Origin of the sequence: Rhodococcus (subgen. Prescottella) equi (assembly GCF_003013675.1) — a bacterium.
GTDB lineage: Bacteria > Actinomycetota > Actinomycetes > Mycobacteriales > Mycobacteriaceae > Prescottella > Prescottella equi.
Map to the genome: position 1 here is coordinate 1180014 of NZ_CP027793.1, position 15881 is coordinate 1195894.

The following is a 15881-nucleotide window of genomic DNA, read 5'->3' on the forward strand; positions in this document are numbered from 1 at the left end:
CGACAACCTGACACGCGGCGGGGCGGTGTCTCGACAGAAAGAACGTACGACATGAACAAGAAGACCAAGGGCGCAATCGCGGCCGGTGCTGCCGCCGTGCTCCTTGCTGGTGGTGCGGGCACGATGGCGGCGTGGAACTCGAGCGCCTCGCTTCCCAGCGCAACGATCACGGCGGGTGAACTGAAGGTCACTGAGAAGGCCGGTACCCCCGGGACGTGGACATGGGCGACGGCTGGTGCCAACAGCGGCACGACGTTCAACCCCGCAACCGACAAGCTCGCTCCCGGTGACTCGGTGTCCTACACCGGCACCTACACCCTGAGCATCGTCGGAAAGAACCTGAAGGCTACGGGCGCAGTGAATGCCGCGGGTCTTACGGGCGATCTTGCCGGTGACCTCACCATCACCACTGCGGCGACTAAGGGCGGATCGGCGCTCAACCTCGCTGACTTGTCCGCGTCGGATTCGGGTGATGCGGTGGTGACCACCACGATCACGTTCAAGGGCACTGCCGACAACACCACGATGAACAAGGGGGCCAGCCTGGCCGGCGCGACCGTCACGCTCCAGCAGACCGCCCCGGCTGCGTACACCCCCGCACCGTAAGAGAGTCGATGAAGTCCCAATACAAGTGGGGGCTCGCGGCGGCGTCGGTCCTGGTTCTGGGGTTCGCCTCGGTCCAGCAGACCGGCGCCGCCTGGCGGTCGTCCGAGACAGCCCCGAGTGCCAATCTCACCGCCGGCAGACTGGATATCTCGGCCGGCCAGATCAATGACAAGGCGTTCGACCTGTCCGACTTCAAGCTGGAGGAGAAGCAGCCTGGCGAGAGCGTCTCGAAGCCTCTCCAGGTGTTCAACACCGGCAACGTGCAGATGGGCTACAAGTTGCAGTCCGTGGTTGTCACCCCGTCGCCGGGGAAGGCTGCGCCTCCGATCGACCTGAAGATTGTCAAGGTTGTCTCGGCATCTGAATGCGGTTCGGGAACGCTCACGGGTGCAACTCTTTACGAAACTGGGCCGATGGGCGCTGCCACGACAGCGCAGCGGCAGGTGGCACCCGGTCAGTCCGAGGTGCTCTGCCTGCGGGCCACGCTGGGTTCGACCGCGGACAACGGCCAGAGCGCCACCGCCAAGTTCACGTTCGGAGCAGTAGTAGACCGATGACTTCCGTCGAAGCAGCCGATCCCACTTCGGGCGGCGCCCACCATGCTCCCGAGAAGGTGACGTCCGGAGAGTCGGACGCGACCTCGGCGTGGTGGTGGATGCGCAACATCGTCTCGTGGGTGTTGCTGCTGGCGGTGGGGGCCGTGCTGCTGGCAATGGTGGTGGTACCGAGACTGTCGGGGGCAACCCCCTACACGGTGCTCACCGGCTCGATGGAGCCCGGCCTGCCGCCAGGCACGCTGGTAGTCGTAAAGCCGACGCCGGCAACGGACTTGAGCGCCGGCGATGTCATCACCTTCCAGCCGTACTCCGGGAACCCCGCGGTGGTCACCCATCGCATTGATGGGATCTTCTACGACGCTGAGAGCCAGATGCGGATCTACACCAAAGGCGACGCCAACAATGTCGCCGACGATTGGGTGCTTGTGCCCGAACAGGTTCGCGGCCGCGTCTGGTACTCGGCGCCGCAACTGGGCCGAGTGAACTCGCTTTTGAGTGGTCAGTCCCGCTCGGTGCTCGTCACGATGGTCGGGGTGGCGCTGGCGGGCTATGCGGTCTGGATGTTCGGCAGCGCGTTCCGTGAGCGGAATAATCGCTCCACGGTCAACTGCGACAGCAACAACGGCAACGGAAGCCCCGCGGCGGACGGTCTCGTAAACCCTGGCCCGCCACCAACCACAGAAACGAAATAGGGCAGCGCAATGTCTCGACAGCAGGACGAACAGAGGGGACGCGGATGAGTCTGCGGATGGGGAAGTCCGCGTGGACTCGCACGCGCGCCGTGCTGTCCCTGGGCATGGTTTTCGGCCTCGGAGCGGTAGGCACACTGGCGGCATGGTCGGACAGCGCGACCGCGACGACCGGTGTGTTCAGCACGTCATCGATTCAGATGAAGGTCGACGGCCAGCGGCCCACGGCGACGTTCGCCAAGCTCAAGAAGAACAGCATGATTCCGGGCAACAGTGTGGCGGGAGACATCAGAGTTCAGAACACCGGCACGGTGGACTACAAGTGGGCCGTGTCTGCGTCTGGGACTGGATCGGCGGCGCTGCTCGGCAAGCTTGCGGTGAGCCTGCACGAGACCGGTGCCAACAACGGGACCAACTGCACCGGAAACATGATCGGCACCGCGCAGACAGTTTCGGGCAACCCAACCCTCGCCTCGGGGCGCGCGCGGGCTTCGGGGACGGAGGAGACAGTGTGCATTCAGGTCACGGTTGATTCGAGCGCCGGAGTGAGCGAGCGATTCAAGATCGCTGACCTTGGCTTCCGCTTCACCGCCGAAGGTCAGTGACGAGTCCGATGACAGTAATTGATGAATCGGATACGTCGGAACGCAGCAGAGGCAAAGAGATCGCGCTCAATGTTGCCGCGACCGCCGGTCTGATCTGCATCATCGCCACCCTTGCCTCGGTGCTGTTCGGCATCAAGCCCCTGGTATTCCGCTCGGGCTCGATGTCCCCGCAGATCTCCACCGGCGCGCTTGCGCTGGCCAAGACCGTCCCCGCAACGGAGTTGGCCGTCGGCGATGTGATCAGCGTGAACAACGACCAGGGTGTGCGGATCACCCACCGGGTGTACGCCCTCGAGCCGACTGGCGGGGAAGCGGTTGTCGCCACCCTCAAGGGCGACGACAACAACGCGCCCGACAGTCTGCCTTACACGATCACCGAAGCCGACCGCGTGTTCTTCCACGTCGGCGGCCTCGGCTATGTCGTCGCCTGGCTGTCCAGCCCACTCGCCATCTTTCTCGGCGGCGGTTTGGTAGGCGCAGTGCTCGTCATCGCATTCGGAAAGTCCAAAGACCGACGCTTGGCCTTCTCCGGTGCCGGCACTACGAACGACGCACCCGTCGACCCTAACGACACCCGCGGGGACCTTCAGGAGGCTCACAATGTTTGACCTGCGACGTTCTCGCACCCGCAAACTGTCGGTTCGGCCGATGATCGCTGTCGCCGGCATCGCTGCAGCGACCTTCGGCCTGGCTCAAGCTACGGGCACGATGGCCAATCCGACCGATGCAGTCACAACGACCGGGTCTCAGGTGGCGACAGGCAACTTCTATCCGACGCCGCTGACCACGAGCATTGGCTGCGATACGACAGGTTCTGTCACGAGTCAACGAGGCAACCCGTATTGGAGTGCGGTTCCAGGGGCTACTGGTTACAAGGTAGAACTGATGAATAGGAGCAACAATACGGTCAAAACTACCAAGACCTTCGGTGCAAACGAACTCAAGTGGTCGGGCATTTCGGATAGTGATCGTACTGGTCTTTACATCCGGGTTTACACAATCAATGGCCCCGCGACGTCATCCGGCTATGCGACCGGCGCAGGCATGTCGTTCAAAGACTGGGTGAGCGGCAGAACCGCGTGTGAGGGATCGTATGGTGCCGCTGTGGCGAACAAGTCCTGGGAGAACACCACCACTTGGGACCCGTCCACGCCAGCTCCTGTCGGTAATTCCCAAGCAAGTGGGGGCGGTGAATTCCAGGCCCAGCGGATGGCTCCGCAGATGGACGTGACCGAGGAGGCCAAGGTCGGCGAGACCACGACGACCGAGGCGCCCACTTCGACCACCGAGGCTCCCACGACCACGACCGAAGCTCCGACCAGCACTTCGCCGCCGTCGACCACGACCACCCCGCCGGCCACGACTGCGCCGGAGACCACTCCGACCACGACCGAGTCCGCAACGGCGCCGACAACGGCGCAGACGACGACGGGGTCCACGCCGACGACCACGACCACGACCACGACCACGGCCTCCCGTCTGGCGGCCGGCCAGATCGATTTGGGTGACGGGCTGTCGGCGAAGCTCGTCGACGACAAAGTCGTCGTCCTCGACGACGGGGCGGAGCAATGTAGCGCAAGCGTTGCCGGTGCCGCGAAAATCGCGGACCGAGGCGATGGGAAACTTGCGGTCACCGATAGCGACGGCAAGGTCCACGACGTCGACACCGCCAACTGCGCGATCAGCTGACCAAGCCTTTTCGGGCGGATTCCCGGGCACCTCACGGTCACGGAATCCGCCCGAATCTGTTGCGGCTGATGTGGAAATCGAGCATGTCAGCCGATACCGCTTGTCTCGCTGTTGCGCATTCTTCAGCCGAGACCAAAAGGAATCGTCGGGGTCAATGCCCCTTGAACGCCTCGGCCAGCCACCACGCCCCGCCGTCGGAACTGACCTTCGCATCGATCAGCAGCGGCCGATTCCGCGGCCCCGCGACCCAGGTGCGCACGGCGTCGAGATCGGCGACCGACCGTACCGTGACGGCCTCGGCTCCGTAGCCCCGGGCCACGGCCGCAATGTCGGTGTCCGGGAACGTGACTGCCGAATGATCGGTGCCGGGCGCGTCGAAGTGGTGCACCTCCGCGCCGTATGCGCTGTCGTTGTAGACCACCAAGACCATCGGCAGTCCCAGCCGCACTACCGTCTCCAGTTCGGAGATCCCCATGAGGAACCCGCCGTCGCCCAGCGCGGCGACCGGGATCCGATCCGGTTGCGCCAGCGCCGTTCCGATCGCCGTCGCCAGACCCAGCCCGATCGACTGGAAGGCCTGCGTGAAGTTGAAGCCGAACTCGTCCGGCACCCGCAGGTACGCACTGGGGTAGCCCATGAAGTTGCCGGAGTCCACCGACACCGTGCGCTCGCGCGGCAGGATCGCGTCCAGCTCCCGGGAGAGCAGGCGCGGGTCGATCGCCGTCTCCGTCGACAGATCGTCGAAAGCAACGTCGTTCCAACGGCCGTGCGCCGCAATACGCTCCCGCAGCTCGTCGCTGTGGTAGCCGGCCCGCGCCGGACCGACAGCCGCGACCGCTGCGGCGGCGGCGGTCTCACGGCAGTCGCCCAGCACTCCCAGATCGATCGGCCGGTTCGCGCCCAGCGCCGCGTCCTCGACGTCCACCTGTACGACGGTGGCGTCGGCGCCGATCAGCGATCCGTGCCGCATCGTCCACATGTTCAGCGCACAACCCCAGCCCACGATCAGGTCGGCACCGGCGATCAGCTCCGCCGTGAGCGGGCACGAGAAGCCGCCGGAGATCCCGAGCGAGAACGGGTTTCCCTCGAACAAACCGTTGGCCACCGCCGACGTCGCGACCAGCGCGCCGGTGCGCTCGGCCAGCGCCGCGATCTGTGGTCCGGCGTCTCGGGCGCCACGCCCGGCCACGAACACCGGCCGCTGCGCCTGCTCGAGCAGCGCCACCAGCGACGCCAGCGCGCCCGCGTCCGGGTGTACCCGCTGGATCGGCGGCAACAGAGGCACCGCCCACGACTGCGGGGCGGCCTGCTCCTGCACGTCCAACGGCAGACTCAACACCACGGTCCGCCGCTCGCGGACCGCGGTGCGGTAGGCGCGGACGGTGTCGGCCACCGCCGACGCCGCCGAATGCACCCGTTCGGCCACCGCACCGACGCTGCGCGCCAACGCATCCTGGTCGATCCGAAAGTTCGATCGCACGGCAGCACCGGCAGTGTCGGCGGTGAGCACGATCAGCGGGGTGCGGCTCTTCGCGGCCTCACCGATCCCGGTGACGGCGTTGGTGAGCCCGCAGCCCTGATGAGTGGTGACCACCGCCGGCAGCGCCGACAGCCGCGAGTAGGCGTCGGCCATCGTGGCGGCGCCGCCCTCGTGCCGGGCCGCGACGAACGGCACGCCCGCCGCGATCAGCGCGTTGGTGACCGCGAAGTTGCCGCTGCCCACCACCCCGAACGCGTGCCCCACCCCGAGCTCGGCGAGGGTGGCGCCCACCAACTGCGCGACAGTGAAACCGGCGGCGGTGGAACTCATGCCCGTTCGACCAGCGCGAACACTCGGGCGGGGCTGCCGGTGCCGCCGACGATCGGCAGCGGCGAGGCCACCAGCACCGCGCCGAGTGTCGGCAGCTTGTCGACGCCCCGCAGCTGCGTCAGGCCGTACTTGTCGTTGCCGAGCAGGTAGTAGTGCGCCGGGAACATCGGCTCGAAGCCGGCCGCGATGCCCGCGTCGATGCCGACCGTCTCGACGCCGAGACCGGTGATGGGGCTCTGCTCGGCGAGCCATTTCGCGGCGGCCGCCGAGACGCCGGGCGTGTGCGGGCCGTCGGCGTCGGCGTTCGCGAAGCGCACCGGGTCGCTGCCGCGCTCGCCCCACCCGGTGCGCAGGATCAGCCACGCGCCGTCGGGCAGCGGACCGTTCTCGGCCTCCCACGCCTCGAGGTGCTCCACCTCGAGCACGAAATCCGGATTCTGCTCCACCTCGGCGGTGACGTCGACGACAGCGACCGGGCCGATCAGCCGCTCCGGCGGGATCTGGTCGACGCTGGCGCCGTCACGGCCGGTGATCCAGTGCGTCGGCGCGTCCAGGTGCGTGCCGGTGTGCTCGCCGGTGTGGAGGTTGTTCCACGCCCACGCCGGCCCGTCGTCGTCGAAGTTGCTGACCGTCTCCAGACGTGCCGGAATGGTGTTCGCGAACGGCTCCGGCAGATGCAGGACGGGCGTCTCCGAGCTCAGCGGCGCGGTGAGGTCGAGCACCTCGATGCTCTTGGAACCGATCTTGGTGAGCAGGTCGTCGAGCGTCGTCACGGCGTGGTCCTCACTGTCGTCGAAAGTCCGTGCGCACCAGTATCGGGCACGCAGCGAACGGACCGACCACCTGGTCGCCGAACTACGGGACGGACTCAGCCGGTCAGACGTCGCCGGGAAGGAACGGGGTCTCCTGGTAGACGCAGTAGTTGAGCCAGTTGGAGTACAGCAGGTGCCCGTGACCGCGCCAGCGGTTGAGCGGGCTCGCGGTGGGATCGTCGCCGGGGAAGTAGTGCGCGGGCGCCGCGATCGGCAGACCTTGCGCGCTGTCGCGGCGATATTCGCGTGCCAAGGTGTCCGCGTCGTACTCGGGGTGCCCGGTCACGAAGACCTGGCGGCCGTCCGGGGTGGCGGCCAGGTAGACCCCGGCCTCGTCGCTCACCGCCAACACGTCGACCTCGCCGGTGGCCTCGATGTCGGCGGCGTGGACGTCGGTGTGCCGTGAGTGCGGGGCCAGGAACTCGTCGTCGAACCCGGTGACGATCGGAGATTGCACCCCGGTGAGCCGGTGGGGAAACACACCGGAGATCTTCTGTGGGACTTCGTGTTTGCCGACGCCGTAGTAGTGGTACAGGGCCGCCTGCGCACCCCAGCAGACGTGCAGGGTCGACTGCACGGCGCCGCGGGCCCAGTCGAGGATCTTGGTCATCTCCGGCCAGTAGTCGACGTCCTCGAAGTCGAGCTTCTCGATCGGCGCCCCGGTGACGATGAGCCCGTCGAAGTGCATGTGGGCCACGTCGTCGAAAGTCGAGTAGAACGATTCGAGATGCTCGGCAGAGGTGGTACGGGAGACATGGCTGGCCATGTGCAGCAGAGTGATCTCGATCTGCAGCGGGTTGTTGCTGAGCAGCCGTAGAAGCTGCGTCTCGGTGGAGACCTTCAGCGGCATCAGATTCAAAATCGCGATCCGCATGGGGCGAATGTCCTGATGTCCGGCGCGCTCGTCGGACATGACAAAGATTCGCTCCGCCTCCAGGATGGCCCTGGCGGGAAGGTCGCGCGGCACGTTGACAGGCATCGCCCAGCAGCATAGTCGGCGGCCGGTTCGAGGCAGGGGCCGGCGCTTCCGACACCCACATGCCGGACCGTCGCCCACGCGTCCTGCGGCCCGAAACGCGGATGCCTGTGACCGGGCGGGGCGGGTACACTCGGGCATTCACGCGTCCCGCAATCCGAGTGGGGCGCGTTGTTTTGCATAGATACACGCGCGCGCTCAACGGGGAGTGCGGCTGGCAGATGAGCAGGTGAACACGGTGCCTACCGGCAAGGTGAAGTGGTACGACGTCGAGAAGGGTTTCGGCTTCCTGTCCCAGGAAGAAGGGGAGGACGTCTACGTCCGCGCTTCCGCGCTGCCCGGCGACGTCGACGGCCTCAAGGCCGGTCAGCGCGTCGAATTCGACATGGCCGCCGGACGCCGCGGTCCGCAGGCGCTCAAGGTCCAGCTGCTCGAGCCGGCCCCGACGCTGCGCCAGAACGGTGGGGCGCGCAAGGACGCCGTGGCGCGCAAGCACTCGCCCGACGAACTGCACGGCATGGTCGAGGACATGATCACGCTGCTCGAGGCCAAGATCCAGCCGGACCTGCGCAAGGGTAAGTACCCGGACCGCAAGACCGCGCAGCGGATCTCCGAGGTGGTGCGCGCCGTCGCACGCGAGCTCGACAGCTGAGTCGTCCACGCGACGCGAAACGGGCGCCCTCCGGTGATCATCACCGGAGGGCGCCCGTTTCGGTCGGGGCCTCGAATCAGGAGGCGGGGGCGACCACACCGCCGCCGGCCAGCGGCATCGTCTGCAGCGCCCACACCGGGGCCAGGCCGCCCTGGGCCGGGAGCTGGATGATGGCGCTGATCAGCTGCTCGCCGGGGGCGCCGGGCACGGTCACGGCCCAGGCGTCGCCGGGCTTGTAGTCGCGGTAGCCCTCGTAGATCTCACCGGTCTTCGGGTTGCCGATCTGCACGTTCAGACGCCAGTCGGAATCGGCGATCTCCTTGGGCAGCGACAGCTGCAGCGGGTAACCCTCGGGCACGTGCAGCTCGACGATTTCGAGGCCCTCGCACTGCAGCGACGGGTCGCAGAACCCGGGCACGACGGTGGCGGTCTCCTGCTTGGAGTACGCCGTGATGGTCGGCAGCTTCTCCTCCGACTGCCCGACGAGGTAGGCCACAACTCCGGCCAGACCGGCAGCCGCGACGATCACCACCGCGGCGATCAGCGCAAGAATCTTCTTCGTCCGGTCCTGCATCATCAAGTCCATTTCTCGTTCGGTGTATCAGTCGGCACGAGGGCTGTGGCCGACGGTGGTCTCCTGGTCGACGTGCTCGGGGCGCTTGCCGCCGAGGCCGGGTAGCAGCGAGCCACCGCGATACGTCAGCACGGTCTGTACCAGCCCGATCGTAAGCACCACCGACACGACGGTGAAACCGATCCACAGTTCGGTGGGCAGCAGGACGCCCATCGCGCCGCCGACGACCCAGCTGAGCTGGAGCACGGTCTCGGACCGGCCGAACCCGGACGCGATGGACTCCTCGGGCAGGTCCTGCTGCAGCGACGCATCGAGCGACACCTTCGCGAGCGCGCTGGCCGCGGACGCCACCAGCGCGGCGAGCGCCGCGGTGAGCAGGTTCCCGGTGATCGCGGCGAGGATCGCGACGACGGTGACGGCGATGGTGCACCGCACCACCATCATCGCGGGACGGCCCAGTTCGAGGCGGGCGCCTGCGGCGTTGCCGGCGAAGTTGCCGATGCCCGCCGCGGCACCGACCAGACCCAGCATCGCGGCCTGCATGACCGCGGCGTGGTCGGTGTTGGCCTTGGCGACGAACGCGATGTAGAGCGTGAGGAAGCCGGTGAGCACCCGGATGGTGCCGTTGCCCCACAGCCCGGTGACGACGGTGCGGCCCAGGGGCTGACGGCGTTTGTCGGGGGCGACGCCCGCGACGGCGGCCGCGTCGATCCGTTCGGTGGGGGAGTCGTCCCCGTGGAATGCGAGCTTGGCCGGCACCTCGCCCTCGGTGACCTCCACCCACGCAGGGATCCGCATGCTCAGGTACGCACCGAACGCGGTGATCAGGACGGTCAACCACAGCGCACCCGTGGAACCGGTGAGGAACGCGAGGGCGCCGGCGAGGGCGCCTGCACCGATCGTGCCGCCGATCAAGCCGAACACCGTCAGTCGCGAATTGACCCGCACCAGGTCTATCTCCGGTGGCAGCACGCGTGGCGTCACCGCGCTCTTGAGTACCGCGAAGGACTTGCTGAGCACCATCATGCCCAGCGCACACGGGTACAGCGCCCAGCTGTCGAAGTTGAAGACCAGCACGATCGCCAGCAGCGTGCGCAGCGCGAACGACGACGCCAGCGCGATCCGCCGCCCCCGCTGCAGACGGTCCAGCGCCGGCCCGATGAGCGGCGCGATCACCGCGAACGGCGCGATCGTGATCAGCAGGTACAGCGCGACCTTGGTCTTGTCCTCGCCGGTCGCGGCAGAGAAGAAGAGGGTGTTCGCGAGCGCGACGGCGACCGTCGCGTCGGTCGCGAAGTTCGCCATCACCGCGTACGTGAGCGCGGTCAGCCCCGACTTGTCGGCGCCGTCCGCGGTGGCCGCCCGCCGGAACGTGGCGATGCCCTTGTTGGTGAGTTCACGGCCACGCATCGCGGCGACCCGGGTCACCGTCAGCTTGCGCGGCATGGGGCGCGGCTTGGGGGCGTCGGCCTCGGCGGATTCGGGAGGCTCGGGGGATTCGGGGCGGGCCCCGTTCGCCGCATCATCCGCGGGGACGTCCATCCGGCGGGTCTCTTCGGCCGGCGGGGACGCGAAACGCTCGGTGGGTTGCTCGATGCGCTCGGTGCGTGCCGACCGGTCCACCGGATGCAGGGGTGGCAGCGGTGCCCTACGCCCGCTGACCCGCTGCGACGGCGGATAGTTCTCGAAACCGGGGTGACGTCGCGCCGAAGGATCCTGCGGGTGGGGCCCACGCCGAGGGGCGTCGTGGGGGTCGCGGGGTCCGGTCACCACTCAATTCTGTCCTAGTCCCCGGACAATGCACGACACGGGCGGTCCGTTCCTGCTCGCTCGGACGTGTCGGCGCCCGGCGCGACGCGCTCAGGCGACGAACCGGACCTCGAACATGCGCGGCCACAGCTTCCCCGTCACCAGGAACCGGTCGGTGCCGGGGATCTGAGCGATGCCGTTGAGCACGTCGATGCTGCCCCGCTCGTCCGCCGGCAGCGCGTCCTTCAACGCCGCCGCGTCGATCCGGCCCGTCACGACACCCGTCGCCGGATCGATCCGCACGATCGTGTCGGTGGTCCACACGTTCGCGTACACCGAACCGTCGCTCGCGCACTCGAGCTCGTTGAGCTTGTCGACGGGCCGGCCGTCGAGCGTGACGTCGACCGTCCCCGTCTCCGCGAACGTCTCGGGATCGCGGAAGGTGAGCGCGTCGGAACCGTCGCTCATCACCAGCCGGTCGGGCTGCGTGCACAACCCCCAGCCCTCGCCCTCGTAGTCGACGGTGCGGCGCTGCGCGAGGGTGTCGCGGTCGCGTTCGATCGCGACCCCGTCCTTCCACGTGATCTGCCACACCGTGTCGCCGACGACGGTGATCCCCTCGCCGAACATCGGCCGAGACAGGTCGGCGCGGGCCTGCTCGACGCCGGTGTCGAGCGCGGTCGCCCGCACCCACGACTGCCCCACCCGTCCGGTGCTCTCGAACAGCGTGCCGTCGGAGATCTCCAGGCCCTGCGTGAACGCGGACGGATCATGGGGAAGTTCGCGGACGATCTCCGGGTGCATCCGTTCGGCGATCGTCGCGCCCGCCGGCGGGGTGCCGCCCGAGCAGCCGGTGAGCAGAGCGACGGCCGCCACGGACACCGCGACCGCGGCCCGGACGGGGGTGCTACGCAGATTCACCCGCCCAGCATGGCAGCCCGCACGAGCGCAGACGGGACCGAGTGCGGCAAGATGGACACCGTGAGTGTTACGTCGTCTCCCGAGAGCGCCGTCGTGCGCCCCGTCCTCGCCGATGCCGTCGAGCTTGCTCGCACGGCGCTGGTCGACCTCGGAGAGGGAGGAGTGGGCAGATACCTCGGCGTGACCGCCGAGGACGACTGCGCCGCCACTCACCGCTTCGACACCGAGCTTCCCGGCTACCGGGGCTGGCAGTGGGCCGTCGTCGTGGCCGCCGTGCCGGGCTCCGATCACGTCACCGTCAGCGAGCTCGCGCTGCTGCCCGGGCCGGACGCGCTCGTCGCGCCCGAGTGGCTGCCGTGGGATCAGCGCGTCCGCCCCGGCGATCTCTCGCCCGGCGACCTCCTCGCGCCGCGGGAGAACGATCCGCGGCTGGTGCCCGGTTACGTCGCCACCGGCGACCCCGAGATCGACGACGTCGCGTTCGAGGTGGGCCTGGGTCGCAAGCAGGTCATGAGCCGCGAGGGCCGCCTGGACTGCGCCGCCCGCTGGCACGACGGCGACTACGGTCCCGATTCCGAGATGGCCAAGGCCGCGCCGTCGACGTGCGACCTGTGCGGTTTCTATCTGCCGCTGGCCGGTTCGCTGCACGCCGCGTTCGGCGTGTGCGGCAACGAGATGGCCGCCGACGGGCACATCGTGCACGCGGCGCACGGCTGCGGTGCGCACTCCGACACCACGCTCCCCACCGGTGCGGGCACCCCGCGCTACGACGCCTACGACGACGGCGCGATCGAGGCGGTGCAGATCGAGCGTGCCGAGCCGGCCGCCGAAACCGCCGCGGTCGAAGCGGCTCCCGAGCCGTCCCAGGCTCCCGAGGACGCTTCCCCGGACACCACCTCGGCCGATTGACCGACCCCTTCGGCACCGACGCGCTGCGCGACGGCACGATCCTCGCGTGGCGCAACTCCCCGACGCGGCTGCGTGAGGACGCGGCCGCGGAGGCCGACCTCGTCCGGGCCGGGTACCGCGACCGGCTGCTGACCGAACTGGCACAGAACGCGGCCGACGCCGCCGCCCGGGCCGGCGTCCCCGGGACGCTGCGCGTCGAACTGCACGGCGACGTGCTGCGGATCGCCAACACCGGCGCCCCCCTCGACATCGAGGGTGTGCAGGCTCTCGCCGCACTGCGCGCATCCGGGAAGTCCACCGGGGTAGGACGATTCGGCGTCGGCTTCACCGCCGTCCGCTCGGTGAGCGACGAGATCGAACTGCGCTCCACCAGCGGATCGCTGCAGTTCTCGGCCGCCCGCACCCGGGCGCAGATCGCCGACTCCTCCCTGCAGGCGCCGGCGTCCGGCGTCCCGGTGCTGCGTCTGGTGTGGGCCACCGACGAGCCGCCCGCCGCCGGGTTCGACTCCGAGGTAGTGCTGCACCTGCGCCCCGACATCGACGGCGCCGCGCTGCTGGGCGGGTTCGCCGACGAGGCCGTCGACCTGCTGCTGGAACTGCCCGCGCTCGAGACGATCACGATCGGCGACCGCACGCTGCGCCGCACCGCCCGCGACCTCGACGGCGGGCTCACCGAGATCACCGTCGGCGAGAACACGTGGTGGCAGTACGTCACCGACACCGCGCGCTGGCTGGTTCCGGTGGTCGACGGCCGCGTCCGCCCCGTCGCCGAGGACGTGCTGCGCGCGCCCACCCGGTCCGACGAGGAACTGTCGCTGCCCGCGTTGCTGATCGCCGACGTCCCGATGCAACCCGACCGCCGACGCCTGCTGCCCGGTGCGCCGCTCGCTCGTGTCGCGCTCGGTTACGCGCGGTTCGTCGCCGCCCTGCCCGGCGACCAGCGGCTCGACCTGGTGCCGCTGCCTGGGTTCGCGCGCAGCGAGACCGACGCCGCGCTGCGGGAGGCGGTGCTCGCCGACCTGCGGACCCAACCGTGGCTACCGCCCGCCGAGACCGGCTCCGACGTACCGGATCTCGTTCCGGCGCGGGCGAGTGTGCTGTCCGGGCTCACCAGGGAACTGGCCGATGCGCTCGCCGAGGTCGTGCCCGGCCTGGTGGATCCGGAGCTGTCCGGCCCACGCCACGCCGCCGCGCTGGCAGCCGTCGACGTGCACCGCTTCGGGCTGGCCCGCGTCGCGGAACTCCTCGGCGGACACAGCCGCGAGCCGTCGTGGTGGCACGCCGTCTACGCCGCGCTCGAACCGCTGGTGGTGGACGCACTGGCGGTGGAAGAGCTTGCCGCCGTTCCGGTTCCGCTCGCGGACGGCCGCACCGTCACCGGTCCGCGCACCGTCGTCACCGGCACCGATCTGGGGCACGCGCTCGACGATGCGGCGTCGGCGCTGGACTGGGTGCGCCTGGTGCACCCGGACGCCGCGCACCCGTTGCTGAACCGGTTGGGCGCGCAGCGGGCCACCGCCGGTGACCTGCTGTCGGATCCCGCACTGCACGCGCGGATCGAGGACCTCGACTACGACGACCCCGGTGCCGCAACCGAACTGGCGTCGGCCGTGCTCGCGCTCGTGACGCTCACCGCGCGCGAGTCGCGGCCGACCTGGCTGGGTGAACTCCCGCTGCCCGACGCCGACGGCGAACTCGTGCCCGCCGACCAGTTGCTGCTCCCCGGTGCACCGTTGGCCGACGTGCTGGACGCCGACTCGCCCTTCGGGACCGTCGACGCCGCCCTCGTGGACCGGTTCGGTGCGGAGGCGCTGCGCGCAGTGGGCGTCGGCTGGGGTTTCACGGTGCTGCGCGCCGACCTGCCCACCGGCCCCGAACACGACCTCGACGACGAGGACGCCTGGTGGGACACCCTCGCCGACGACCCCGAGACGCTGATCGCGGTCCGCGACCTCGACCTGGTCGACCCCGACCGCTGGGCGCAGGCGCTGACCCTGCTCGCCGCCGAGCCCGACACGGCGTCCGCGCTCGGCGACCGGACCGGCTACACCGCGTGGTGGCTGCGCACCCACGCCGAGATCGACGGCCGCCCGCTGGGGCTGCTCCGCGCCGCCGACGACGACACCTTCGCCGGCCTGCTCGACGTCCTCGACCACCCCGACGCCCCGGCGCTCGCGGCGGCGCTCGCCCCGCGGACCGTCGACGACAACGCGCTCGCCGCCGTGCTGCTGGACCGTCTCGCCGACCCCGCGCGCACGCCCAGCCCCGACGTCGTGGTCCGTGCCCACCGGCTGCTCGCCGACGCCGCCCGGCGCGGGGTCCTCGACCTCGACGACCTGGACCTGCCCGCGCAGGTGCGCAGCCTGACCGGCGCCGTCGTCGACCCCGACGTCGCGCTGGTGCTCGACCGCGCCCACCTCGCGGCCGTCGTGCCGCCGGAGCGTCTGGTGCTCGGCGCGCTCGACACCGCCGCCGCCCTCGCGGATCTGCTGGACCTGCCGCTCGCGTCGGCCGCCGTCGAGGCGCACGTCGTCGGCGACGGGGAGGTGAGCACGTGGGACCGCGAGCCCGGCGCGGTGCTCGCGTGCGCGGCCCTGGGCCTGCCACTGCCGTCCGGTGACGTCGTCGTGCACGACGATCTGGTGGTGCGTCTCGGCGGCGCACTCGACGGCGACGTCGCGGTGCCGATCTGGATCGACGACGACGGCCGTGCGCACTTGCGGCGCCGGCCGGTGGGGGAGCAGCGATGACGGACATGGATCAGTCGGTGCTGAACTGGATGCTCGACATCCGCACCCCCGGCCTGACCGACGTGGTCACCGTGATCACCCACAGCGGCGGCACCGTCGCCGCGTTCGTGATCTCGACGATCGTCACGGTCGCGCTGCTGCTCCGCCGGTACACCGTGGAGGCAGTGACGGTCGCGGGCGCAATGCTGTCCGGGTGGGCCGCGATGAGCCTGCTCAAACTCTTCTTCGGGCGCCAGCGGCCGCCGGTGCCCGAGCGGCTGGTCGTGCTCGACAGCTATTCGTTCCCGTCGGGGCACGCGATGATGTCGGCGATCCTCGCGTGCGTGCTCGGCGCCGTCGTCGTGCGTCTCGTCGCACCCGGGATCCGGCGGATCGCGCTGCTCGTGCTGCTGGGTTGCTACACGATCGCCGTCGGACTCTCCCGCGTCTACCTGGCCGCGCACTGGCTCACCGACGTGCTGGCAGGGTGGGCCTTCGGTATCGCGTGGGCGGTGCTGTGGATCTGGGCGATCAGCCGTCGCAGCCGCCACCGGACACGCGCGAATACCCTGTGAAATCAGTCACCGGGCGGATGGGTTGCGC

The 15881-nt window shown here is 69.4% G+C and carries 16 protein-coding genes; 10 read left to right on the forward strand and 6 right to left on the reverse strand.

The features are described 5' to 3' along the window. Positions 1–51: 51 nt before the first annotated feature. Genes C7H75_RS05680 through C7H75_RS25930 form a run of 6 tightly spaced genes read left to right on the forward strand, consistent with a single transcriptional unit; the run spans position 52 to position 4146 of the window. Complete coding sequence (locus C7H75_RS05680; RefSeq protein WP_106851076.1) at positions 52–606, forward strand: alternate-type signal peptide domain-containing protein; 555 nt, start codon at positions 52–54, stop codon at positions 604–606. An 8-nt stretch (positions 607–614) separates the two neighbouring features. After that, on the forward strand, positions 615–1163 hold the full coding sequence (locus tag C7H75_RS05685) for a hypothetical protein (RefSeq protein WP_106851077.1): 549 nt from the start codon (positions 615–617) through the stop codon (positions 1161–1163). After that, positions 1160–1855, forward strand: a complete 696-nt coding sequence (locus C7H75_RS05690; RefSeq protein ID WP_106851078.1) for a signal peptidase I — start codon at positions 1160–1162, stop codon at positions 1853–1855. The genes C7H75_RS05685 and C7H75_RS05690 overlap by 4 nt, the downstream gene beginning before the upstream one ends. A 44-nt stretch (positions 1856–1899) precedes the next feature. Further along, positions 1900–2457, forward strand: coding sequence for a SipW-dependent-type signal peptide-containing protein (locus C7H75_RS05695; protein ID WP_106851079.1), 558 nt, complete (start codon positions 1900–1902; stop codon positions 2455–2457). 8 nt (positions 2458–2465) lie between these two features. Beyond that, a complete protein-coding gene (locus C7H75_RS05700) occupies positions 2466–3065 on the forward strand; it encodes a signal peptidase I (protein ID WP_106851080.1) in 600 nt (199 codons plus the stop codon). Next, positions 3058–4146 carry a hypothetical protein gene (locus tag C7H75_RS25930; protein ID WP_175280022.1) on the forward strand — a complete coding sequence of 363 codons (1089 nt, stop codon included), beginning with the start codon at positions 3058–3060 and terminating at the stop codon, positions 4144–4146. Before C7H75_RS05700 ends, C7H75_RS25930 begins: the two co-directional genes overlap by 8 nt. 151 nt (positions 4147–4297) lie before the next feature. On the opposite strand, the gene C7H75_RS05710 is transcribed toward C7H75_RS25930, so the two are convergent. The 3 genes from C7H75_RS05710 to metA form a co-directional block, all read right to left on the reverse strand. Further along, positions 4298–5956, reverse strand: coding sequence for a thiamine pyrophosphate-binding protein (locus C7H75_RS05710; protein ID WP_106851081.1), 1659 nt, complete (start codon positions 5954–5956; stop codon positions 4298–4300). Then, the gene (locus tag C7H75_RS05715; protein WP_064057938.1) at positions 5953–6729 is read right to left on the reverse strand and encodes a cyclase family protein; all 777 of its coding nucleotides are present in this window, start codon (positions 6727–6729) and stop codon (positions 5953–5955) included. The genes C7H75_RS05710 and C7H75_RS05715 overlap by 4 nt, the downstream gene beginning before the upstream one ends. A gap of 103 nt (positions 6730–6832) precedes the next feature. Further along, a complete protein-coding gene (gene metA, locus C7H75_RS05720; protein ID WP_005515096.1) occupies positions 6833–7747 on the reverse strand; it encodes a homoserine O-acetyltransferase MetA in 915 nt (304 codons plus the stop codon). 235 nt (positions 7748–7982) lie between these two features. On the opposite strand from metA, the gene C7H75_RS26395 reads away from it, so the two are divergent. Next, positions 7983–8396, forward strand: a complete 414-nt coding sequence (locus tag C7H75_RS26395) for a cold-shock protein (protein ID WP_022594333.1) — start codon at positions 7983–7985, stop codon at positions 8394–8396. Positions 8397–8472: 76 nt separating this feature from the next. Here the strand turns inward: C7H75_RS26395 and C7H75_RS05730 are convergent, their stop codons facing one another. From C7H75_RS05730 to C7H75_RS05740, 3 genes are all read right to left on the reverse strand, one after another. Beyond that, on the reverse strand, positions 8473–8982 hold the full coding sequence (locus C7H75_RS05730) for a DUF2771 family protein (RefSeq protein WP_106851082.1): 510 nt from the start codon (positions 8980–8982) through the stop codon (positions 8473–8475). A 15-nt stretch (positions 8983–8997) separates the two neighbouring features. After that, positions 8998–10743, reverse strand: a complete 1746-nt coding sequence (locus C7H75_RS05735) for an MFS transporter (RefSeq protein ID WP_005515092.1) — start codon at positions 10741–10743, stop codon at positions 8998–9000. Between the two features lie 87 nt (positions 10744–10830). Beyond that, a complete protein-coding gene (locus C7H75_RS05740) occupies positions 10831–11640 on the reverse strand; it encodes a glutaminyl-peptide cyclotransferase (protein WP_044990536.1) in 810 nt (269 codons plus the stop codon). 51 nt (positions 11641–11691) lie between these two features. Between C7H75_RS05740 and C7H75_RS05745 the strand changes: the two genes are divergently transcribed. Genes C7H75_RS05745 through C7H75_RS05755 form a run of 3 tightly spaced genes read left to right on the forward strand, consistent with a single transcriptional unit; the run spans position 11692 to position 15853 of the window. Next, complete coding sequence (locus C7H75_RS05745) at positions 11692–12549, forward strand: DUF3027 domain-containing protein (RefSeq protein ID WP_175271440.1); 858 nt, start codon at positions 11692–11694, stop codon at positions 12547–12549. Continuing rightward, positions 12546–15299 carry a sacsin N-terminal ATP-binding-like domain-containing protein gene (locus C7H75_RS05750; protein WP_106851083.1) on the forward strand — a complete coding sequence of 918 codons (2754 nt, stop codon included), beginning with the start codon at positions 12546–12548 and terminating at the stop codon, positions 15297–15299. Before C7H75_RS05745 ends, C7H75_RS05750 begins: the two co-directional genes overlap by 4 nt. Further along, complete coding sequence (locus C7H75_RS05755) at positions 15296–15853, forward strand: phosphatase PAP2 family protein (RefSeq protein WP_106851084.1); 558 nt, start codon at positions 15296–15298, stop codon at positions 15851–15853. The genes C7H75_RS05750 and C7H75_RS05755 overlap by 4 nt, the downstream gene beginning before the upstream one ends. Positions 15854–15881 lie beyond the last annotated feature (28 nt).